The organism is Priestia sp. TRN 1309, assembly GCF_050846875.1.
Taxonomy (GTDB): Bacteria; Bacillota; Bacilli; order Bacillales; family Bacillaceae_H; genus Priestia; species Priestia zanthoxyli.
The window spans coordinates 32,709-54,387 of record NZ_JBOZGM010000005.1 but is presented as its reverse complement, the minus strand read 5'-3'; the positions used below and the strand labels follow the sequence as shown (position 1 = coordinate 54,387).

The 21,679-nt window shown below is 38.1% G+C and carries 18 protein-coding genes; 6 read left to right on the top strand and 12 right to left on the bottom strand.

Annotated features, from left to right (window positions below; translation table 11 throughout):
* Positions 1–14 precede the first annotated feature (14 nt).
* The 3 genes from ACRPLQ_RS19820 to ACRPLQ_RS19810 all read right to left on the bottom strand — a co-directional run bounded on the left by ACRPLQ_RS19820 (position 15) and on the right by ACRPLQ_RS19810 (position 4,184).
* On the bottom strand, positions 15–1,448 hold the full coding sequence (locus ACRPLQ_RS19820) for an anion permease (RefSeq protein WP_028411930.1): 1,434 nt from the start codon (positions 1,446–1,448) through the stop codon (positions 15–17).
* A 305-nt stretch (positions 1,449–1,753) separates the two neighbouring features.
* Entirely contained in the window at positions 1,754–2,953 is a 1,200-nt protein-coding gene (locus ACRPLQ_RS19815; protein ID WP_049166318.1) for a class I SAM-dependent rRNA methyltransferase, read from the bottom strand.
* 193 nt (positions 2,954–3,146) lie between these two features.
* The gene (locus ACRPLQ_RS19810; RefSeq protein WP_432236250.1) at positions 3,147–4,184 is read right to left on the bottom strand and encodes a PepSY domain-containing protein; all 1,038 of its coding nucleotides are present in this window, start codon (positions 4,182–4,184) and stop codon (positions 3,147–3,149) included.
* 228 nt (positions 4,185–4,412) lie between these two features.
* Here ACRPLQ_RS19810 and ACRPLQ_RS19805 point away from each other — a divergent pair, with 228 nt between their 5' ends.
* Both ACRPLQ_RS19805 and ACRPLQ_RS19800 read left to right on the top strand, forming a co-directional pair.
* A complete protein-coding gene (locus ACRPLQ_RS19805; protein WP_028409748.1) occupies positions 4,413–5,096 on the top strand; it encodes a response regulator transcription factor in 684 nt (227 codons plus the stop codon).
* Positions 5,093–6,541: a sensor histidine kinase gene (locus ACRPLQ_RS19800; protein ID WP_165635076.1), complete on the top strand. Its 1,449-nt coding sequence runs from the start codon at positions 5,093–5,095 to the stop codon at positions 6,539–6,541. The genes ACRPLQ_RS19805 and ACRPLQ_RS19800 overlap by 4 nt, the downstream gene beginning before the upstream one ends.
* 40 nt (positions 6,542–6,581) lie before the next feature.
* Here ACRPLQ_RS19800 and ACRPLQ_RS19795 read toward each other — a convergent pair whose 3' ends face one another.
* A complete protein-coding gene (locus tag ACRPLQ_RS19795) occupies positions 6,582–7,424 on the bottom strand; it encodes a PepSY domain-containing protein (protein WP_099000263.1) in 843 nt (280 codons plus the stop codon).
* 381 nt (positions 7,425–7,805) lie between these two features.
* Here ACRPLQ_RS19795 and ACRPLQ_RS19790 point away from each other — a divergent pair, with 381 nt between their 5' ends.
* From ACRPLQ_RS19790 to ACRPLQ_RS19780, 3 genes are all read left to right on the top strand, one after another.
* Positions 7,806–9,704: a PhoX family protein gene (locus ACRPLQ_RS19790; RefSeq protein WP_099000264.1), complete on the top strand. Its 1,899-nt coding sequence runs from the start codon at positions 7,806–7,808 to the stop codon at positions 9,702–9,704.
* A 167-nt stretch (positions 9,705–9,871) separates the two neighbouring features.
* On the top strand, positions 9,872–10,267 hold the full coding sequence (locus tag ACRPLQ_RS19785; protein WP_432236249.1) for a (deoxy)nucleoside triphosphate pyrophosphohydrolase: 396 nt from the start codon (positions 9,872–9,874) through the stop codon (positions 10,265–10,267).
* Positions 10,268–10,334: 67 nt separating this feature from the next.
* Positions 10,335–10,460 carry a hypothetical protein gene (locus tag ACRPLQ_RS19780; protein ID WP_263294441.1) on the top strand — a complete coding sequence of 42 codons (126 nt, stop codon included), beginning with the start codon at positions 10,335–10,337 and terminating at the stop codon, positions 10,458–10,460.
* Between the two features lie 46 nt (positions 10,461–10,506).
* Here the strand turns inward: ACRPLQ_RS19780 and ACRPLQ_RS19775 are convergent, their stop codons facing one another.
* On the bottom strand, positions 10,507–13,311 hold the full coding sequence (locus ACRPLQ_RS19775) for a DEAD/DEAH box helicase (protein WP_432236248.1): 2,805 nt from the start codon (positions 13,309–13,311) through the stop codon (positions 10,507–10,509).
* Positions 13,312–13,609: 298 nt separating this feature from the next.
* On the opposite strand from ACRPLQ_RS19775, the gene ACRPLQ_RS19770 reads away from it, so the two are divergent.
* Positions 13,610–14,608, top strand: coding sequence for a tRNA dihydrouridine synthase (locus tag ACRPLQ_RS19770; protein ID WP_014457691.1), 999 nt, complete (start codon positions 13,610–13,612; stop codon positions 14,606–14,608).
* Positions 14,609–14,743: 135 nt separating this feature from the next.
* Here ACRPLQ_RS19770 and rlmH read toward each other — a convergent pair whose 3' ends face one another.
* The 7 genes from rlmH to walK all read right to left on the bottom strand — a co-directional run bounded on the left by rlmH (position 14,744) and on the right by walK (position 21,673).
* The gene (gene rlmH / locus ACRPLQ_RS19765) at positions 14,744–15,223 is read right to left on the bottom strand and encodes a 23S rRNA (pseudouridine(1915)-N(3))-methyltransferase RlmH (protein WP_028411923.1); all 480 of its coding nucleotides are present in this window, start codon (positions 15,221–15,223) and stop codon (positions 14,744–14,746) included.
* 83 nt (positions 15,224–15,306) lie between these two features.
* Positions 15,307–15,465 (bottom strand): CxxH/CxxC protein, encoded by a 159-nt coding sequence (locus ACRPLQ_RS19760; protein ID WP_432236247.1) that lies wholly within the window; start codon positions 15,463–15,465, stop codon positions 15,307–15,309.
* A gap of 73 nt (positions 15,466–15,538) precedes the next feature.
* Complete coding sequence (locus ACRPLQ_RS19755; RefSeq protein WP_033580481.1) at positions 15,539–16,771, bottom strand: S1C family serine protease; 1,233 nt, start codon at positions 16,769–16,771, stop codon at positions 15,539–15,541.
* Between the two features lie 57 nt (positions 16,772–16,828).
* Positions 16,829–17,623, bottom strand: a complete 795-nt coding sequence (locus ACRPLQ_RS19750) for an MBL fold metallo-hydrolase (RefSeq protein ID WP_014457688.1) — start codon at positions 17,621–17,623, stop codon at positions 16,829–16,831.
* Between the two features lie 18 nt (positions 17,624–17,641).
* The gene (locus ACRPLQ_RS19745; protein WP_034263964.1) at positions 17,642–18,421 is read right to left on the bottom strand and encodes a two-component system regulatory protein YycI; all 780 of its coding nucleotides are present in this window, start codon (positions 18,419–18,421) and stop codon (positions 17,642–17,644) included.
* The gene (locus tag ACRPLQ_RS19740; protein WP_028411920.1) at positions 18,408–19,775 is read right to left on the bottom strand and encodes a YycH family regulatory protein; all 1,368 of its coding nucleotides are present in this window, start codon (positions 19,773–19,775) and stop codon (positions 18,408–18,410) included. Before ACRPLQ_RS19740 ends, ACRPLQ_RS19745 begins: the two co-directional genes overlap by 14 nt.
* A complete protein-coding gene (gene walK, locus ACRPLQ_RS19735; RefSeq protein WP_033580358.1) occupies positions 19,766–21,673 on the bottom strand; it encodes a cell wall metabolism sensor histidine kinase WalK in 1,908 nt (635 codons plus the stop codon). Before walK ends, ACRPLQ_RS19740 begins: the two co-directional genes overlap by 10 nt.
* Positions 21,674–21,679 lie beyond the last annotated feature (6 nt).

Below are 21,679 nucleotides of genomic sequence, written 5' to 3'. Positions count from 1 at the left end.
CGCCACTGTTTTTTTTACCATAGACCTAGCAGTTTCCACCACAAGCCGCCAATTCCAATCCAAATGATAATATGAATAATTGAAATTAAAAAGCCGAGCGACCACCATTTTTGCTGCGTTACATATCCACTACCGAAGAACACCGGTGCCGGTCCACTGCCGTAGTGAGTTAAACAGCCAAATAAATTGCTAAAGAACGCTAAAATTAATGCTGACAGTAACGGAGGCGCACCAGCGGCCACGATGACAGATAGAAATGCTGCGTACATAGCGCTGACGTGAGCCGTGTTACTCGCAAAAAAGTAGTGAGAATAAAAATACGCAATAGCTAGTACAATCAACGCCGTCATCCAAGACATATGACTAACAGTGCCTTTCATCAGATCACTGAACCAAGGAATCATGCCTAGATCATTTAAGAAAGTTGCCATCATAACCAAAACAGCAAACCAGACTAATGTATCCCATGCTCCCTGTTCTTTTTTGATGTCCGACCAGCTTAACACTTGCGTTAAAAGCAGCGCACATAGACCAATAAAAGCAGTTGTTGTTGCATTAATATTTAAATTAGCGCCAAAAATCCACAGCACAAGAAGAAGTAAAAATACCCCAATCATGTACCATTCTTCTTTCTTTAGCGGGCCCATTTCATTTAGTTTTTTTGCTGCAATTTCAGATGCTTCCGGCGTTTCTTTTAATTCTGGCGGATACAGCTTATAAATAACGAGCGGAATCACAATTAAACTAATAATTCCAGGTACGATTGCAGCCGCTGCCCATCCAACCCATGAAATAGTCTTTCCTGTAATTTGTTCCGTCATTTTAACAGCAAGAGGATTGGCCGCCATTGCCGTTACGAACATAGCCGATGTAATCATATCTCCTTGAAACGATACTTTTGTTAAGAAAGCACCGACTCTGCGCTCCGTACCGTCTCCAGTTCTCGATCCGTATGTTTCAGATAAAGAACGAATGATTGGAAGAATAATTCCTCCAGCTCGTGCTGTATTAGACGGCATTGCAGGTGATAAAAGTAAATCACTTACGATAAGAGAATACGATAGTCCCAACGTCTTTTTACCGAACAAACGAACAAAGATATAGGCAACCCTTGTTCCTAGACCAGTCTTAATAAAACCTCTAGAAATAAAGAATGCAATAACGATCAACCAAATCGTCGTATTTTGAAAACCGCTGAGCGATTGTTCAAGTGTTAATGTATTAGTTAATACAATAATGGTTAAAGATAAAATAGCTACACTGCCTAATGGCAATGGTTTAATGATAAGACCTACGATAGTAGCCACAAAAATAGCGAATAAGTGCCAAGCCTTCACATCAAGTCCGGACGGAGGTGTAATAAACCATAAAACAAGTCCGATTGCCAGACAAATTAATAAAGGAATAAACTTCACTTCACCGGCAGGCTTTTTAGTTGTTTCAGCCATAATCTTTCTCCTTTCATGTTTTTAAATAATAATAGTAGTATGCTCTTTCCCCTTCGTACCCAATACTTGTCCCCTTTAAAATAAAATAATTGTAAAAATACGTTTCATAAGGATGATATTGTAAATTTGTGAAGTGTTGAGCATAATTCCTTTATTATTTTATCATACATATTGACAATTTTTATCTTTCACCTTCATTTTATTCCCTTCAAAATAGCTTGTAAGCGTTATTTCATCAAAATAGCTTGTAAGCGTTATTTCATCAAAATAAATAAGCTGCATGAGTTCATCATGCAGCCTTGCATTTAACGATTTACTTTTTGAATAAACACGACTTTGAGATAATCACCTGACTTAAATTCTTTTATTGTTTTAAAATCAGCTGGAAGAGAGAACTGCTCCATCATTTTGTAACGTTCCCCTTTTTCGTTAAAAGCTTTTTCAATAAACGAATGAAATTTTTTCATATCAAAATTACTTGCATTCGTCGAAGCTACAATGACACCATTTGGCTTTGTAAGAGCAATGGCTTCTTTTAATAAATCTTTGTAGTCTTTTGCCGCGCTGAACGTATGCTTTTTCGATTTAGCAAAGCTCGGCGGATCTAGCACCACAAGATCGAACGTCATATTCTTCTTAACCGCATATTTAAAATACTTAAAAACATCTTCCACAATAATGTCCTGTGCTTCGTGATCAATTCCATTTACACTAAATTGCTCAATTGTTTTTGCCAAGCTGCGATTGGCCAAGTCGACACTTGTTGTTTTCGCAGCTCCTCCAAGAGCGGCCGCCACTGAAAATGCGCCTGTATACGAAAACATGTTTAGAACGGTCTTTCCTTTTGCATATTTATCTCGAATCGTTTTACGGACGTCTCGCTGATCTAAAAAGACCCCAACCATCGCTCCGTCATTTAAATAAACGGCAAAACGAATACCATTTTCTCTTACAATTAAAGGGAACTCACCTTTATCCCCTACTACAAAATCATCTTCTTCAATATACTGCCCTTTTACGTTGAAACGTTTTTTCTGGTACAGCCCTTTAAAGTTAGGCGCAGATTTTAAAGCTTCAATAACGTATTCTTTAAATTGATAAATTCCTTCACTATACCAGCTCGTGACGTAATATCCGTCATAATAATCAATGATTAAGCCGCCAATTCCGTCACCTTCACTATTAAATACACGAAAAGCAGTTGTATCTTCAGACGCATAAAAATCGTGACGAGAGGCAATAGCTCGCTGAATTTTTCGTACAAAAAACGCCGCGTCAATTTGTTCACTTTTCTTCTTCGTCAGAATCCATCCGTAGCCTTTGTTTTGTTTTCCATAATAGCCTTTGGCTAAGAATTGATTTTTTGGAGTGACTAAGTTAATAATAACGCCTTCTTCTTGCAGTTTATGACCATCAACAAGCGCATCTTTTTCAATGAGTGGATAACCTTTATTCACTTTTTTAATAAAAGCTTCTTTGGCTATAACTTGTACTTCTTTTCTCATGTGTACACCCTATCTATTTAATTTAGTTCATTCTAGTTTTATCCATTTTACGAGAATAATCTACATTTATCTTAACATAGATAACCGGTAATGTTTCCAGTTACAAAATAGAAAAGCAGAGGATGCCTTGAAGCACCCTCTGCTTGATATGAATGAAAAATGAAATGTATGTTTTATGTTTTAAGATAAAAAATTATGAGCACTCTTGTCCAGTATATGCATCGAACTTAAGCGTCTGCTGCTTGCTTCCGCTCACTAAAGTCACCACGTATACAGTTATTGAGTTTTCTGTTATAAGCTCAATATGCTCTACTTTTCCTTCTTGATGTTTTAAAGCAAGAACTTTTACAGCGGTCTCCGTTAACGGCTGAAGCTTATCATGTTTTACATGTGTGATTTCACCCGAAACCGCATCGATTGTAACGGTGTATTCCGTATTATCTTTGATTATTTTTATTGTGAAAATCGCTGCGTTTTGATCATATTCTACCATTTTCACCTTACCTGCATATGTAGCCAGTGCAAGATCTTTTGCATCTTGTCTCGTTAATAGCTTCACTGCTTGCTGAGAAGTATTAACTACTTTTCCTGTGAAAGCATCTAACGTTACCGTATATTGAGTGCTATCTTTAAGAATCACTGCGACATACTGACTAGCGGATTCTTTAAACTCTAGACTATATACGTAACCACTATATTGTTTAACAATTGCTTCTTTTATTTTTTGCTCTGATATTAGCTGCAGCTCTTTTTTATTCTCATGAATGACTTTCCCCGTTAGACCATCCACGGTTAGCGTATATTCTACTTTGCCATCTACTACAGTTAACGTATATTCATGCGTTTCTTTGTTAAATGTAATAGATTGAATCGCTCCTGTATACTGCTTAGAAATGGATTCTTTCACTTGATTTTGTGTCCATAACTTCACTTCTTGCTTCTTCACTACTTTTCCAGTGCTTGCGCTTACTTCTACGATTCTTTGCTCAAGGTTATTCGTTGCAATTGTAATCACATACACACTTGATTCTTGCTTAAATTCCGTAGATGTGACTGTCCCGTCGCAATCTTGCAGAGCAATACCATTTGCCTGAGCTTGCGAGATACTGACATGTTCAGTTGTCTCTGCTTTCGCTGTCTTCATCTCTGCAGCGTGACTCGTTGTAATAGAGCTAAATGCAACTGCAGCTCCTAAAGCAGATGTAGACAATACTTTTGCCCATTTAATCATCCTTACATTTCCTCCTCCTTCACCATTAGACTTTCCGTCTATGGCGTTCTATCTAGTACGCCGTTCATTATGCAAAAGATTTCTGAGAATAAGACGAATAGAAGCTTAAAGTTAGCTGAAGATATAAGAATAGCTACTATTTTTCAGCTTGCTTTCAGCTATTATTCAGGGCTGTTTCAGATAAAAAAGCATAATAGAAAGTAGAGGAGCAAAGGAGTTTTCACCATGATGGATCAACTAAAAGGAATTAAAGTCTTGCTTATAGATGACGAACCAACTATTTTACAGTTTTTATCTTTAGGGTTAACGAATGAAGGATTTGATATCAAAGCTGCCCAAGACGGAATGGAAGGCATTAATATAGCCAAAGAATTCAAGCCTCATATCGCTATTGTAGATGTTATGCTTCCGGGAATGGATGGATTTGAAGTATGCCGCTTGTTAAAGAAAATGGGGAATATAGCTGTCATCATGCTAACAGCAAAAGATCAAGTGGACGATCGAGTAAAGGGGCTGACTATTGGAGCAGATGATTATATGGTCAAACCCTTCAGTTTTGAAGAACTTCTTGCGCGCATTCAAGCTAGAATCCGCAATCAATTTCCCAACTTATTAGACGAAGTATCCATCGGTCCATTTAAAATTGATGACCGCCGCAAAGAAATTAAATACCTTAATCACATACTTGATTTATCCCCTACTGAATATGCACTCTTAAAATTCTTAGTTATTAATCACGGTCTCGTACTAAGTAAATCCACCATTTTAGATCGAGTGTGGGGATATGATTTTGGAGGAGAAGAAAACATTGTTGAAGTATACATTCGATCACTGAGAGAAAAATTACAGGACCATAGCCGAACCGTTATTCGAACGCTTCGCGGTGTAGGGTACCGGATTGATATTTCATGAAGCACAAACGTTTCTTTCATTTGAACTCTCTTCGCCTTCAGCTTTTATCTAGAAGTTTACTCGTTATTTTGAGTTTACTGATGCTGATAGGCGTTTTTCAATACGTATTTATGAAGCAATTTATTTACACAAATAAAATTAGAAGCATCGAAGACCAAATTCACTTGATTCCCGATGATGTCTGGAAGCACGATATTGAAACAAGCCAGAATGTAAAACAATCATCAAGACCAATGGTTTATTTCCCGGGCGTTAATATTACCTTTATCAATCAAAAAAGCACCTTTTTACGGCTGGCTAAGGATCCACATCATTCTTACTTCCCTAAGCTTTCTGCATCTGCATACAAACAAGTAATGAAAAACAGCAAACAGCCGGACAACACGACGAGCCTCATAAAAAAAATGGATGGTCATCAAGAGCAAGTCATTGTTTTAAAACCCATTATCTTTGATGGAGAAATACAGGGAGTTATTCAAATTAATACTCCCACAGAATCATTAAGAGACCTCTTAATCAGACAAATGCTCATCTTTTTAATGCTTTCACTTACCGCAATGACCATTGCTTTTTTTGTTTTTTCTTCTGTTTTAAAACAGACGTTAGTCCCTTTGTTTACTACTACTAAAAAAGTAGAGCATATTAATGCCGGAAGCTTACATGACCGCTTGCCTGTTAATCAAGGACAAATCGAAATGGATCGCCTTTCTCTTTCTATTAATGAAATGCTTGAACGTCTTGAAAAAGCATTTAAAGCAGAAACAGAAGCCAAAGAACAAATGCGGCGTTTTGTTGCGGATGCTTCGCATGAACTGCGAACGCCGCTTACATCTATTCACGGCTTTTTAGAAGTTTTATTAAGAGGGGCTAGCAGTAATCCAGAACAATTAAACGACGCATTAAAAAGCATGTATGGAGAGTCCAAAAGACTGCACAAACTTATTCAGGATCTTCTGCTTCTTGCTCAGCTTGATCAACTTCCACCGTTTCAAAAAGAATACTGTTTTGTAGATGAGTTGATTTTAGATATGAAACCTCAACTCATACTATTGGCGAGGAACAGAAAGGTTTTATTCGACTTTCCAAGCCGTTTACCATCAGACATTAACAAAGATCAATTTAAACAAGTTGTTTTAAACTTATTTTCCAACGCCGTACAGCATACAAATCCAACTACAGGAGTTATTCAAGTGATAGGAAAAATAAATGAGAAAGAACTTTCGTTAATAATACAAGATAACGGTCATGGTATTCCTCAAGAACACCTTCCTCATTTATTTGAGCGATTTTACAAAGCTGATGCTTCACGCTCTCGGGCATATGGAGGAGCGGGCTTAGGCTTGGCCATTAGCGCATCTATTATAGAGCTGCACGGGGGGAAAATACGTGTAGAGAGCAAATTGAATGCAGGAACTGCTTTTGAAATCGTATTGCCCTTGACGTAAAAAAGACGATTGCCGTGAAGCAATCGTCTTTTGTATCAAATCAGCACACTTTTCCTGTTTGAGAACTGATTTTTACAGTATGTTGTACGTTGTCTGTTCCTTTAATGACAAACGTGTACGCTTGTTCACTGAATGAAACAGATTGAACCGTTCCTTTGTGCTGTTGAAGAGCAGCTTGTTTAGCTTGTTCTTGCGTAAACTTTACCGCTTCGACTTTGATTACTTTTCCTGTTTCAGCGTTTATTTTCACATGGTGATCTTTGTTATCTTTTCCGTGAATTAAAAATGTGTATACATCATTTGCATATGAACTCGATTGAATCGTTCCACTGCAATTTTTTAATGCAATTGATTGAACCTGTGCTTTTGTAAATGCAGCGCTTTGAATTTGAATCACTTTTCCACTTTGTGCATTGACTTGTACGTGGTGATCACGGCTATCATTTCCATGAATTAAGAACGTATACACTCCATCGTTGAAGCCTACAGACTTAACCGTTCCTCCACAGTTTTTCACCGCTACTGCTTGTGCCTCACTTTGAGAAAAAGATAGTTTTTCAACCTTTACCACTTTTCCGCTGTGTGCATTTACTTTCACATGATGGTCTTGATTATCTTTTCCGTGAATTAAAAACGTATAGGCGTTATTTTCAAAAGAAACCGATTGAACCGTTCCTCCGCAGTTCTTTAAAGCAATTGTTTTTGCTTGAGCTTGTGTATATGTGGCCGCTTCAGTATGAGCCGACGCTTTTGTTGAAGTAATGTGCTGACCGTCTGAAGCAAATGCACTTGTCATTGAACCAAGAGCGATAGCTGTTCCAATTGTGGCACCTCCCACGGCTTTTGCTACTACTGCTTTTCCTGCTAATACTTTTCCAATCATGATTATACCTCCGCGTAATTTCCAATGTATTTACAGCACAAGCTAAAGGTTTTAGCAGCGGTCATTTATCAAAATAGCGCCATTGGAGTAACGTTTTTTCCTGCTAAAATACCTTTCACTTTTGCTGTACGAGCCAAAGCGCTTCTTGTCCTCTTTAGCTATGTGTTTATTGTAAGAGCGGAACATGAATTCACTATGAAGCCCAGCTGAATGCTATCTGAACAAATTCTGAAAGATAGCTGAATAACTTCTAGTTAAACTTGTCATCTAAATGTTCAACGTTCTTAACAACAGCTCAACAAATCCACTGCTTCTCTTCATATTTCCTCAACAATCAAATGATTTAATAAATGTATGAATACGATTTGGAGGTTATCAACCATGAAAAAACGAGTATCTCTTGGACTATCTCTCACTCTCTTAGCTTCTAGCGCCGCTTCTGCTTTTGCAGCAGAGCATCATCCAGTTCAACATCCAAAACAAATCAAAAGCGTCGAGTTTCAGCCAATGAAAGCACCTACTACGATTGAGAATATGATTAAAACGTATACAGAGGCCTCTGTAAAAGTAACGTATAAAGATGGAAGTGTGGAAGAAACGCCGCTTAACTATAACCAACTCTTTCTTTCAAAAGATAAAATTGTCGATAATAAAGGAGAATTAATCGCCGCAGGTACACCAATCGATGCAAACGGGGATCCAATTATTGACCGAAGCGTTCCTGATCAGCCATCACCGTATGTATCAGACGCGCCGGATTCAAACAGCTTTATTACCATTAACGGTAAGTCTTATATTATTTCACATTATGAATACGAATCTGTTAATAATGCTGGAAAAGAGATTTCCGGTCTTCCTGCTTCCATGACGCTTACACAAGTTGACCGAGATGATAAAACAGGAAAACTAACCGTCAACCATGCTAAAAAAATTGATTTTTCTAATGTAAATGGTTTGTGGACGCCGTGTAATGGCTCTACAACGGATTGGGGTACTCACCTCGGTTCAGAAGAATACGAGCCTGATGCACGCGCTTTTGAAGACCCTGCATCTAGCTCTTATAAAGACGTTACGAACTTCGCTAAGCTTTATTTCGGTGACACGTCAAAAGCAAACCCTTACTACTACGGCTGGATTCCAGAAATTTCAGTGGATGAAAGCGGCGATGCGTCTGTCGTAAAACATTACAGCACAGGCCGTTTTTCACATGAAATGATGCAGGTACTTCCAGATAATAAAACCGCTCTTTTTGGAGACGATGGGTCTAATACCATGATGTTTATGTATGTAGCAGATAAGGAAAAAGACTTCTCAGCAGGAACTCTTTATGCCGCAAAGTTTAAACAAACGAGCACAAAAAATGGAGGGAAAGGCGACCTTCAGTGGATTAAGCTTGGCCATGCAACAGACAATGAAGTGAAAACAATAATCGACAAAGGCACAAAATTCAGTGATATTTTTGAAACAGCCAACCAGCCTACAAAAGGATTTAAAGCAGTCAAAACCGCCGCAAGTAAAAAAGTTGAATATTTAAAAGTAAAGCCTGGCATGGAAAAAGCAGCTGCCTTTTTAGAATCACGCAGATACGGTGCGATTCTAGGTGCCACGTCTGAATTCAACAAGATGGAAGGACTAACGGTTAATAAAAAAGACAAAAAAGCGTATATGGCTATTTCTTACCAAAATAGTGCCATGCTAAAAGAGCCTGGTGCTGTACAAGATGATATCCAGCTTCCAAAATTAGAGTCTGGTGTGACCTACCAGCTGAACTTAGGCTCGCATCAAAAAGACCAAGCAAAAGGCAAGATTAACAGCCGCTACGTTCCTGCAAGTATGGAAGGGCTATTGATTGGACAAGACCTAGAAAAAGCAGATGCATACGGCAATACAGCGGATCCAAATAAAATTGCCAACCCTGATAACCTTACGTATTCAAATGACTTAAATACACTGTTTATCGGAGAAGACAGCTCACTGCACACAAACAACTTTGTATGGGCCTATAATGTAAAAACCAAAAAACTATCACGCATCCTTTCGGTTCCAGTGGGAGCAGAAGCAACGGGACTTCGTGCAGTAGAAAACATTAAAAACTCTCGCTACGTACTAAGCAACTATCAGCACCCGGGCGAGGACATCAGCGACAAAAATATTACCGCTGTTGATAAAGAAGAGTTAGCTAACGCGATGAAAGAAAGCATTGGCATTCAAGAAACAGGTGGTGTCGGATACATTTCTGGACTCCCTTCTAAGGACGGGGCTCCTTACAAAAAGCATTAATACGTAATGAAACCACGTCTGTTGTGAGTGACAGACGTGGTTTTAGTATGTTTATTTTATGTATTATAGAATAACTCCACTATGATCTATGAACAAATCACCTAGGATATAACCCGCTACTCTCCTATGTTATGATAAAGTAAAAAGCTACTTAAGGAGGATGACTAATGAAGAAAAAAGTAAAAGTCGTTGCCGCAGTAATCGAAAATGAAAAAGAAGAAGTACTTTGTGCCTTGCGCTCCAATAATATGTCACTAGCGAACTTATGGGAATTTCCTGGTGGTAAAGTAGAAGAAGGCGAAGATATTTACTCTGCTTTAGTTAGAGAAATTGAAGAAGAGCTACATTGTAAAGTAAAAACGATTGATTTACATAATGAACACGTACACGAATACAAAACATTTATTATTGAACTTATTGCAATTAAAGCAGAAATCATAGAAGGTACCCCTCAACCAACCGAGCATGCAAAGCTGCTTTGGCTAAACAAAGAAAATCTCCTTTCACTTGTTTGGGCTCCTGCAGATATTCCGGCAGTTGAATTATTGGTGAAAGAAAAATGAGGATGGGACATAACGAAATGAATTCCATCTAACGACGAACAAATGGGATACACGAGGTGAATCGCTTGTGACACCGCAGTTGATTTCCGTGCAAGGCGAAGCCTTGCACGGAAATCAACTGCTAGAAGGAACGAAACAGATAAGATCTACGTTCACCGTAACAAAAAAACGAACTACTAATCAAACAGTTTGATTAATGGTTCGTTTTTCACTTCAACTACACTACTTTTGTCCCGCATTCATACTTTTTCAGTAAACTCCGTATACAAAAGCTTTGGCACTTCGTGTTCAAGCTCTAAAATAACTGTGATTGGCTTTTCACCATGATACTCGACCGTGTTTCCTTTTCCAATATAGATGAACGGCTCGGTCTTACCGTCAATTTCACGGTATTTTCGTATAAATAAGTGTAGATGAATGCCTCTGTCTTTATTAAAAATAATATTCTTTCCTCGCTCAGACGTCTGTGCCGTACTGTTTGGTGTTTGCCAGTGGAACGTACGCTTATCAATGAACTTGTCCTGATAGTTAATACTTTCTTTAATATCTTCTTCCTTATGAAGATCAATAAATAAAAAGAACTCTTTTTCATTTACTAACAAGCCAGAACCACGGAATGAGCTATGCGTTTTACGATAGTTTGATAACAATGCGGGGTCCATCATGGTATATTGTTCATACAGTTTTAAATGTGGAATTCCATAATCTTCTTTTCCAAACTCTTTTTCATAGCGGAAAATTCCATAATCAATCGCGTCCTTAATGAACTGCTTAAACTGTGTATTATCCAGCACATTGGTAAAGCGCTCTGTTTTTACCGCTTCTTCTCCAGTAAACTCAATTAGCTTGAGCTTTGAACGAAGTTGACCGCTGTCGTAGTAGTCTTGATTTAACACTTCAAATGCGTGTTGTACTGAATCTTCTTCAACGTTATCTACATATTTTAAAACTTCTTGCTTCGCCTGGGACAATGAAATGTGATTGTGATTTAATAAATATTTTAAAATAACAAACTCGTAAACTCTCTTGATTGGCAGCTTGCTAGATAGCTCTTTTAGTGCACTTTCAAAGTCTTTATGCAATAAAAGTAATCTGAGCTGGTCGTCTTTTTCAGTCTTCGCTACAAACTGAAGATACGACTTTTCTTTATTAATAAACTTGATTGGATCTGGTGCTCCGTCAAATGTTAAATAATCCAACAAATAATAAGGAATTCTTCCTTGGTTTAGCTTTTTAAATTCATTGTATTCTTCTTTCAAATATTTCATGGAATTAAAGTTTTCATGATCAATTTGAGCTAAAATGCGATCGCGAGAAATCTCATCCATTTGAATATGCGTTGCCCCTGGAATACTTGGAAACCCTGTTGCGATGGCAACTTTTAAGCTTTCTTTATCGTAATAGCGGCTGCCGTTTAGCGCGAGCGCAATTAAAAAGACTTTGCTATGGTTTCCTATAAAGTCGAGCACTGTTAGAAATGATTTACTCTCATGCTTACGCAAGCCGCGACCTAACTGCTGTATAAATACAATAGGAGAGTTCGTTGGGCGAAGCATTAACACCGAATTTACTGATGGTATGTCGACACCTTCATTAAAAATATCAACAGAAAAAATAACTTCTAGTTCATCGTCCTCGTTTTCTAAACGCTCAATATATGCTTGACGATAAGGAATCGAGTGACTCCCATGTAAAACCTCACTTTTATAGCCTCGCTTATTGAACTCTTCTGCCATATACTCTGCATGCTCAACGCTTGCGCAGAATCCGAGCGCTTTACGCTTTAGACCATCATGACCATAAAACTCCATTTTTTCAATAATAAAATCAACGCGCTCATTTACTTTTAAACGCTTGGTAACCTCTGTAATATCATCAATATCTATATCGCTTAAATCTACACCTTCAATATCTGTGATACCAAAGTAATGAAACGGCACCACCAATTGATCTTCCAACGCTTCATGAAGTCTCACTTCAATTCCAACATTATTATCAAACAGATCAAATACGTTCATGCTGTCACTTCGCTCCGGTGTAGCTGTCATTCCTAGCATAAAGACTGGGTTGAAATACTCCATTATCCTTTGATAAGATGGGCTCGTTGCGTGATGGGCTTCATCATAAATAATATAATCAAATTGGTCTCGATCGAATTCACTGTAATATTTCGTTAGTGTTTGAATCGTCGCAAATATGTAATCTGCCTCTTTATCCTTTGAATTCCCTGTCAAAAGACCAAAAGTCATCGATTCATTAACAAACAGTATTTCAAATGTTTCTTTTGCTTTTTTTAAAATCTCTTCTCTGTGCACAATAAAAAGCAGCCTTTTGGGTTTAACTTTCTGAACGTCAAAAGCTGACATATACGTTTTCCCTGTACCCGTAGCCGCAATTACAAGCGCTTTTGTTTCGCCAAAGCTACGCAAGCGTCTCAAGTTTTCCATCGCTCGCTGCTGCATTTTATTCGGGACAATATAGTTACTTCGTTCGAATACCTGCTGAGGCTTGTACGATGCTTCTTTTAACGTACCTAAAAATTTCTCGTACTCCGTCAAAAACTCGCTCGTCGCATCATCACTGATCTCCCACAAATACTCATATTCCTTTAGTACATCTTGAACAAAAGGAGACTCACCCTTTGACACAACTTCCACATTCCACTCAATATTGCTTTTTAAAGCGCTTTGCGTTATATTCGCGGAACCTATAATCACTTTATAATCGTTTTCATACTCAAAAATATAAACCTTCGTATGAAACCCCTTCTCTTCGACTTCACTAAACACTTTAAGGTCAATATGATCAAAGTTCTTAATTTTCTCTAATGCCTTCACTTCTGTAAAATTCAGATAAGTTGATGTAATAATACGCCCTTCCACGCCTCGACTAGCCGCTTCCTTCAAAGGATCTAAAAGAAGCTGAAGTCCGCTAAAATTAATAAAAGCCACACTAAAATAAAAGCTTTTACACTGTTTTAAAGACGTTACAAGCTCATGCAAGAGACTGGTGTTTTTTGAATTGACTAGTAACCGATTATTCATTGACTCCACCTTTTTCCATTAAACTGTTAGTTTTAGTTTAGAGGTTCGGAAAGAAGGGATCAATAGGGTTGGTTAATTAAAAAAATGTCAAAGTTAGACTTAGAGATCTTTTTAATACTTTTTATTTATGGTATGGTTTTCCGTCAAAACAAAATGTCTTGTTCCCTTGCACTTTTCGTTCCATACCATTAAAGTATATATTGGTTGAAGTTTATACTAGCATTCAACCCGATAAGAGAAATTACACTTTTTAATTTTGGGAAGATGTTTTCCCTAAAAGAAAGGGTTTAGATATAAGATGAAAGATAATTTTTGGCATGAGTTGCCGCGTCCGTTTTTTATTTTGGCACCGATGGAAGCTGTGACGGATGTCGTTTTTCGCCATGTTGTGACTGAAGCAGCGCGACCTGACGTATTTTTTACAGAGTTTACGAATACGGAAAGCTACTGCCATCCGAAAGGAAAAGATAGCGTAAAAGGACGTTTGACGTTTACAGATGATGAACAGCCAATCGTTGCGCATATTTGGGGAGATAAGCCTGAATACTTCCGTCAAATGAGTATTGGCATGGCAGAAATGGGCTTTCGCGGCATTGATATTAATATGGGCTGCCCTGTACAGAACGTTGCAGGAAACGGAAAAGGTTCTGGTTTGATTCGCCGTCCAGATACTGCGGCTGAGATTATCCAGGCAGCCAAAGCTGGAGGGCTTCCAGTAAGCGTAAAGACTCGTCTTGGCTATACGCAAGTTGATGAGTGGTACGACTGGCTGAAGCACATTTTAGAACAGGATATCGTGAACCTTTCTATTCACCTTCGTACGAAAAAAGAAATGAGCGATGTTGACGCGCACTGGGAGTTAATTCCGGAGATTAAGAAGCTTCGTGACGAAATCGCGCCTCATACGCTACTAACAATTAACGGTGATATTCCTGACCGCCAGAAAGGTCTTGAACTTGCGGAGAAGTACGGCGTTGATGGAATTATGATTGGACGCGGAATTTTCCATAATCCGTTTGCGTTTGAAAAAGAAAAGAAAGAGCACACAAGCGAAGAGCTATTAGAACTTCTTCGCCTGCAGCTAGACCTTCATGACAAATATTCTGAAGAGCTAGAGCCGCGCCCTTTCAAACCGCTTCGACGCTTTTTCAAAATTTACGTTCGTGGGTTCCGCGGTGCAAGTGAATTAAGAAATCTCCTGATGAGCACGGAAACGACTGATGAAGTGCGTGCGTTACTTGATGAGTTTAAAGACAGAGCTGGAGTGAAAGAAGACGAAGGTTTTTCTGTTTCTTAAATAAGAGCTCGTTTGCTCAAACTCAATTGTTCTTTTTATAGACGTGTGCTATTTATCCACATATGATAAAAGCAGAGGCAGAAGGTTTCACATTTCCTTCTGCCTCTGCTTTTAATGAAAAAATATCCACACGTTCTATTTATGATACGGTTCATTTCGAATAATACGAAAAGCTCGGTAAATCTGTTCTACTAATACTAGGCGCATAAGCTGATGAGGAAAGGTCATTTTTGAAAAAGAAAGAGCTGCGTTTGAACGTTTCATTACTTCGCTGCTTAAGCCAAGCGATCCGCCAATGACAAACGCTACTTTACTTTTTCCGTAAGTAGCTAATGAATCGATTTCTTTTGCCAGTTCCTCGGAAGATTTTTGTTTTCCGTTGATAGCTAATGCGATCACGTGAGTATCATCTGAGATTTTCGCTAAGATGCGTTCTCCTTCTTTTTGTTTCACCTGTTCCATTTCAGATTCACTTAAGTTTTCGGGCGCTTTTTCATCTGCAAGCTCAATAATTTCTACTTTTGCATAGCTTGATAAACGCTTTAAATATTCTTCAATGCCTTGTTTTAAGTATTTTTCTTTTAACTTCCCAATGGTTATAATAGAGATATTCACAGGCTATTCTCCTCTCCTTTATCCCTTATCCACAGATATTATCCACATATCCACATGCTATATCCACATTTTGTATAAGAATATTAGTTCCCTACTACATATACAGCTTCATTGTCACAATATTCGCAGCTTTTTTTGTCAGTTGAATTTTCTATTTCTTCAAAAACAGGTGCTAGCTCAATCTCATCTACCATTACATCCAGCGCTAGTTCCGTGTGTTCTAAACAGCAATATATCTTCATGTATTTATCTTCCTTTCTCTATTCTTTTCATTAAAAAACCACAGGAGTTTATCCCCTGTGGATAACTTTTCTTTTACTTCATTTGACGCGTTAATTTTACTTCTGTGGATTTCTTTTTGCCATCACGATAGAACGTTACATTCATTTTATCGCCAATTTCTTTTTCAATGTAGAGGTGTTTGCGAAGTGTCGCAATATCCCTTACTTTGCTGTGATCTAGCTCAACAATCACATCATATTCCTTCAACCCAGCTTTAGCGGCTGGCGAACCTGGCTCGACTTTTAGAACAGCGACTCCGTTTACTACATCATGCGGTAACTTAAGGGTTTCTTTTAAATGATACCCTGATACCTCACTTAATGATAGTGTACTAACTCCAAGATACGGACGTCTAACTTCACCATATCGTTCTAAGTCATTAATAATGGGCCTAGCCATGTTAATTGGTATTGCAAGACCAATGCCTTCAACTGCTTCTTGGGCAATTTTCATGGAATTAATGCCTATTAATTCACCATCAATATTAACAAGAGCACCCCCGCTATTGCCAGGGTTAATTGCGGCATCTGTTTGAATGACTTCTGATTGCCAATCAGGATTTCCATCGCCATTCAAATCTTGAGGAATGACACGGTTAACTCCTGAGACAACTCCTTGTGTAACGGATCCAGAAAATTGAAGGCCTAGCGGGTTTCCGATAGCAATCACTGGTTCACCAGCTTTAAGCTTATCAGAATTTCCGAAGGTAGCCACTTTTGTCACGTGACCTGCATCAATTTCAAGAACTGCTAAGTCCATTAAATCATCGCTGCCAAGAATTTTAGCTGATACCCTTGTACCGTTACTGAAGCTCACTTCAATTTCGTTAGCGCCTTTAATGACATGATAGTTTGTCACAATATAAGCTTTATTGCCTTGCTTTTTGTAAATAACACCTGAGCCCGTCCCGGCATCAGTTCGTTCATCATTCCAAAAGCTTTCAGAGTTCTGAATGTTTACAACTCCTACAACTGCTGCATTGGCTTCGGAAACAGCTTTTGTGACGGCCGTAGTGACGTCAAGAGATACTGACTTTTGTATCGTAGACCCTGTTTGTTCATCTCCATTTTCATCATTCATCCATCCGTATGGCAAAATCCCGTTCCTCACCAAGGCTGGCATAAGAAGCAGTACAATAAGTGCACCTATAATAGCTCCAATCAGAGCAGAAGCGAAATATCCTCTGCGGCGTTTAGGCGGCCGACTATTCGGCTCTTGGCCTTCATCATAATGTTCCACACTATCACCGAACCCTTCATTTATCATCGTGAATGTCTGCATTCACGTACTAAATGAAGTTATTTTTCGCTTCCTTTCTAGAGACTATACATAAACAATATCAGTTGGTCTTTTTGGATCAGTATCACATAGAAGAATATTGTCCTCTACATTGATGTCTTTTTGTTGTAACACTTGTGCAACCGACATGCGGGCAATTTCCTTCATGTTATTGTCTTGACTCAAATGCGCCAAGTAAATGCGTTTGGTTTGATCTCCGATCACATCTGCCATTGCAAGCGCCGCGTCTTCATTTGATACATGTCCTACGTCGCTTAAAATTCGTCTTTTAATGCTCCAAGGGTAGCGCCCCATTCTCAGCATTTCAACATCATGATTGCTTTCAAATACGTACATATCACTATTTTTAATTGTACCTTTCATGCGGTCACTTACATAGCCGGTATCCGTAATAAGGGTCAATTTTTTAGACCCTTGATGAAAGACATAAAACATAGGCTCTGCAGCATCATGCGAAACGCCAAAAGACTCCACTTCCAATTGACCAAACGATTTCGTTTGGCCAATTTCAAAGTGAAACTTCTGTTCCGTATCAATGTTGCCGATCAAGCCGTCCATTGCGTTCCACGTTTTTTCATTTGCGAAAATAGGGAGCTTATATTTACGTGCCAGAACACCTAGTCCTTTAATATGGTCACTATGTTCGTGAGTCACTAAAATTCCTGATAAATCCGGGATATTGCGATTTACTTGTTGAAAGAGAGCTTCCATTTGTTTTCCGCTCAGCCCTGCATCAACTAGTAAGGAATGTTCTCCATCACTTACTAAAATCGCATTTCCTGTGCTCCCACTCGCTAGCACGCTGAAATGCAGGCTCATTTATCTCACTCCAAATACTTATTTATTTCCTTTTTTAATGATCTGTCCTTCAAAGGCATTTACAAAATAACTTGTATCTCCATTTACAACAATGTGCCAAGTTGGTGCTAAAACTTGAGAATTTAATAACGGCAGATCAAACGTATAGTATCCAAACTCTACGTTTGTTACAGAATCTTTCTTTTTCAATTCATCCTTCAAAAACAAATTTTCCAATGCTTTTAAAGGAGACAAAACATCCTGCTCATCATCCAACGTTTTCACGGAACCTAGCATCGTTTGTTCATATGAAACAATTTCACCTTTATCATTTAAATGAGCAATGATCATGCCATTTTCATTGTCATAGATTTTGTGCTTCTTATATTGTTGAAAGAATGTAACTGTTTTTTTCTCTTTATTAACGTTCCATAGCTCATAATCTTCACCGGAGAGCACATATCGTTTCAAAAATTGACTTAGCTTTGCTTTTGTATTTTTTTCAGGCACTGAAAAAGGTTTGTCCAATACGCTTCGAATTGTTTTTTCCTCAAGCAGCGCTGCTTTTTGCTCTTTCAGCTTTTTTAAGTCTTCTTCTTTAAACAGCTTACTTTTAGCATTTAACGAAGAAGCTTCTTTCACATCTACAGGTAAATGTTTATATTCAATGCCTTCACTCGTCAATTGTTCTTCCACGCTCGACTCCACAAATAGAGAGTACTGATCTTCTTGATGAGTTTTAAAAATCTGATAGCCTAAGTAAATATTAAGAATCAAGAAAGTGAAAATAAAGATGGTTTTTGTTCTATTCCAATCCATCGTTATCGCCTCCTTCGGTCGGCGGTGCAATTCGATACCATTTGCTATTATAATAATAGAACCAAGAAGGAACGAGTTTGACAGAATTAGAATTAAACTCAACCGTCTTTTCGCCGGTTTTCGGCTGCTGTGACACTTCTTCTAGCTGATAGCCTATTGAAATATCTTTTAACAGATTCGGGTCAAAGTTTTGATGTTTTTCAATTAATTGAATCACCTTTTGAGATGACTGCAGCTTTTCTACACTCGAGTCCTGTACTCTTACAAAACGATAAAGAGGACGACGGTAATTTAAAATCTCCGCATTTCCCCATCTCTGATATATTTCAGTCATTCCCTGATTGCTGTACACTGGATAGTTATCTTTATAATAACGATAGCTAATTTCTTTTGTAATGCGATTCCAGCTGTTGAACCTGTAATTAGATTCTGTCCAGCCGCCGTGGTCATTAACGAAGCTAAAGCTGCGATTTATTAAATTATAATCTTCCATTACCTCGGTCGTGGAATTTACAAGATTCACATATTCCATCACATCTGTCTTCGTATTGACATTGATCACTTTTGTACCTTCAGTGTAGACATCTCGGTTTGTAGACGTTTCTTTCCGTGCATAGTCTGGGTTGTTAAAAAGCGCTTCTTTATATTTTTCAATATCTAAATGCCTCATGCTCGTATAGTAGACTTCACTATTCATCGTAATATTATTTTCCGGAAGGAAGATATACCGATTTTTGTTTTCTTTATATACAAGGCTCGGGGCATACGTACGCTTCATTTTATCTTCTAATTCTTTGATATCATCTTTGGCCAAATTCTTGACTGTAACCGAATAAATCTTTTTTTGCTCATAATTCACAAGATACACGCTCACGAAAAAGGAAGGTGTACGCTTAATTTTAATGAGTACACGGTCAAATGTTTGATTAGGCAAAGACGTTTGAGAAAATGAAAAAAGCTGTTGAAATGTTTTCAAAGGTAGCGCGTCTGGATACAGCACTTCAATAGAATTACTTCCATGGACATAATTTAAAAATCCATCAGGAGAAATAGCATCCGAAACGTCCGTCACATTCGAAAATTTCCACTTTTTCATTTCATTTACCCATTTGTTTACATCATCTTCATCGTGAGACATGTAGTGATTATCGTTTCGATGATAGAGAACTTCTGTTGGAAGAATATGATCTTCTATTTTACTTTTTGAACTAACTTCAACTTCTTGCAAATGTTGATTTTTTGAAATGACCTTATAAGAAGGCTGATACGTCCATATATGATACGTCATAATTAAACTGGAAGCGACGAGAACAACTAAGATGGCCGTTTTGATATGTTCATATCTCATTCCCATTCGTCATCATTCTCACTTTCAATCGGAAGAGTAAAGTAAATCGTTGTTCCTTTTCCTTCCTGACTATCTGCCCAAATGCGTCCATCATGTGCTTCAATAATTTCCTTGGCAATAGCAAGCCCTAATCCTGTTCCGCCTAATTTACGCGTTCGTGCTTTATCTACACGATAGAAGCGTTCGAAAATTTTAGCTAAATTTGATTTTGGAATTCCCATACCTTGGTCTTTAATGCTCACAACAATTTCATGCGTATGCTGAGCAATTGAAAATGTAATGGTTCCGCCTTCAGGTGAATATTTTATTGCATTGGAAATAATGTTATCTAATACTTGTGTAATTTTATCTTGATCAATAGCGACATAGATTGCTTCATTTGGCAAGTCGCGCACGAACGAAATACCTTGTTCAATTGTCATTTCAAAGCGATCAATGATGTAATGATAAAACTTCACAAAATTGATTGGGTCACGACTAAATCGGTAGTCTTGGCTATCTAGCTTAGATAATTGAAGCAAGTCGTTAACGAGACGAATCATTCGCTCTGTCTCCGTTTGCGTTACATTTAAAAATGTTGGAGCTAAGTCCTTATCTTGCCAAGCACCGTCTGCAAGCGCATCTAAATAACTGCGCATCGTTGTTAACGGCGTACGCAATTCATGTGAAACATTCGCTACAAATTCTCGGCGATCTTGATCAATTTTCTCCTGCTCTGTAATGTCATGCAAGACAATGATAATCCCGTTGATAAAACCGGTCTCTTTTTGAATAGCGGAAATGGTAGCTCGTAAAATAAAGGGATCCGATTTTGTACTAAAGTCCAAAATTAATGACTCTTGATTGGCAAGCAAGCTTTCAAACGTATGCGTTTCTTCAAGATCTAATAGGGAAACAACTGGATCAGACAAAACCGTTTCACGTGAAACATTTAGCATAGCTGCGGCTGGATCATTAATTAAAATTACTCTTCCCTTTCGATCCGTCGCAATAACGCCATCCGTCATATGAGCTAATACCGAACTAAGCTTACGGCGCTCCCCTTCTGTCGTTGCCTGTGCTTCTTGAAGCTTTCTTGTTAAGTTGTTGAATGTGAGAGCTAGCTGACCAATTTCATCATACCCGTACACCTTAGCTTTTCTCGTAAAATTCCCTTTGGCCATCTCAAGTGCTTGTTTTCTCATTTCAGACATTGGACGAGTAATGGTCTGAGCTAAAAACACGCCTAAAATAGCTGTGATAAAAAGAGCAATCACCGTACCTGCCTTAAAGATCTGATTGATATTACTCATTTGATCGTAAACAGGCTCCATGGAAGCTGTTAAGTAAATAGCGCCTAAGATTTCTTCGCTAGACTGAACTTTTCCATTTTTATTAGTTGAACTTGATTGACTGGCACCTACTTTATCCTGTAAACGAATAGGCTGTATCATAACTCTGATTCGCTGCCCGCTTTGATCAACAAATACATTATCAGAGTTCGTTCCTGCTAACAACGCATTTGTAATCGCTAAATCATTAGTCTTTTTACCTATGATCTGTTGAGGATTTGAGTTCGATGTAGCAATGATTCTTCTATTTTGGTCAATGACTCTTACTTCAGAAATGTCATTCATATCATTTGAAGCTAAATTGGGTCTTGAAGCAAAATCTCTTAAAATAGTCTTTAAGTCTTCCTCAAGAGTCGGTGAATCATCATCACGATTTTTCACCATTTCTTGTCCAATGTTATACGTCAGCAAGTCTGTCCGCTCTTGAAGAGACGTTCGAAAGTTGTTAACTAATTCTTTTTCTAATTGTCGTGCAAAATAGACCCCAATAATTTGCATCGCAATTAAAATGAGCAGCACATAAATCAATACAAACTTTAAATGAATAGATTGCAGGAGCCTTACTTTCTTCATCTAAAA

What these genes read in the sequence shown, in the direction of transcription:
- ACRPLQ_RS19820 (WP_028411930.1), bottom strand. Translation starts at nt 1,448, where the DNA reads ATGGCTGAAACAACTAAAAAGCCTGCCGGTGAAGTGAAGTTTATTCCT.
- ACRPLQ_RS19815 (WP_049166318.1), bottom strand. Translation starts at nt 2,953, where the DNA reads ATGAGAAAAGAAGTACAAGTTATAGCCAAAGAAGCTTTTATTAAAAAA.
- ACRPLQ_RS19810 (WP_432236250.1), bottom strand. Translation starts at nt 4,184, where the DNA reads ATGATTAAATGGGCAAAAGTATTGTCTACATCTGCTTTAGGAGCTGCA.
- ACRPLQ_RS19805 (WP_028409748.1), top strand. Translation starts at nt 4,413, where the DNA reads ATGGATCAACTAAAAGGAATTAAAGTCTTGCTTATAGATGACGAACCA.
- ACRPLQ_RS19800 (WP_165635076.1), top strand. Translation starts at nt 5,093, where the DNA reads ATGAAGCACAAACGTTTCTTTCATTTGAACTCTCTTCGCCTTCAGCTT.
- ACRPLQ_RS19795 (WP_099000263.1), bottom strand. Translation starts at nt 7,424, where the DNA reads ATGATTGGAAAAGTATTAGCAGGAAAAGCAGTAGTAGCAAAAGCCGTG.
- ACRPLQ_RS19790 (WP_099000264.1), top strand. Translation starts at nt 7,806, where the DNA reads ATGAAAAAACGAGTATCTCTTGGACTATCTCTCACTCTCTTAGCTTCT.
- ACRPLQ_RS19785 (WP_432236249.1), top strand. Translation starts at nt 9,872, where the DNA reads ATGAAGAAAAAAGTAAAAGTCGTTGCCGCAGTAATCGAAAATGAAAAA.
- ACRPLQ_RS19775 (WP_432236248.1), bottom strand. Translation starts at nt 13,311, where the DNA reads ATGAATAATCGGTTACTAGTCAATTCAAAAAACACCAGTCTCTTGCAT.
- ACRPLQ_RS19770 (WP_014457691.1), top strand. Translation starts at nt 13,610, where the DNA reads ATGAAAGATAATTTTTGGCATGAGTTGCCGCGTCCGTTTTTTATTTTG.
- ACRPLQ_RS19760 (WP_432236247.1), bottom strand. Translation starts at nt 15,465, where the DNA reads ATGAAGATATATTGCTGTTTAGAACACACGGAACTAGCGCTGGATGTA.
- ACRPLQ_RS19755 (WP_033580481.1), bottom strand. Translation starts at nt 16,771, where the DNA reads ATGATAAATGAAGGGTTCGGTGATAGTGTGGAACATTATGATGAAGGC.
- ACRPLQ_RS19750 (WP_014457688.1), bottom strand. Translation starts at nt 17,623, where the DNA reads ATGAGCCTGCATTTCAGCGTGCTAGCGAGTGGGAGCACAGGAAATGCG.
- ACRPLQ_RS19745 (WP_034263964.1), bottom strand. Translation starts at nt 18,421, where the DNA reads ATGGATTGGAATAGAACAAAAACCATCTTTATTTTCACTTTCTTGATT.
- ACRPLQ_RS19740 (WP_028411920.1), bottom strand. Translation starts at nt 19,775, where the DNA reads ATGGGAATGAGATATGAACATATCAAAACGGCCATCTTAGTTGTTCTC.
- walK (WP_033580358.1), bottom strand. Translation starts at nt 21,673, where the DNA reads ATGAAGAAAGTAAGGCTCCTGCAATCTATTCATTTAAAGTTTGTATTG.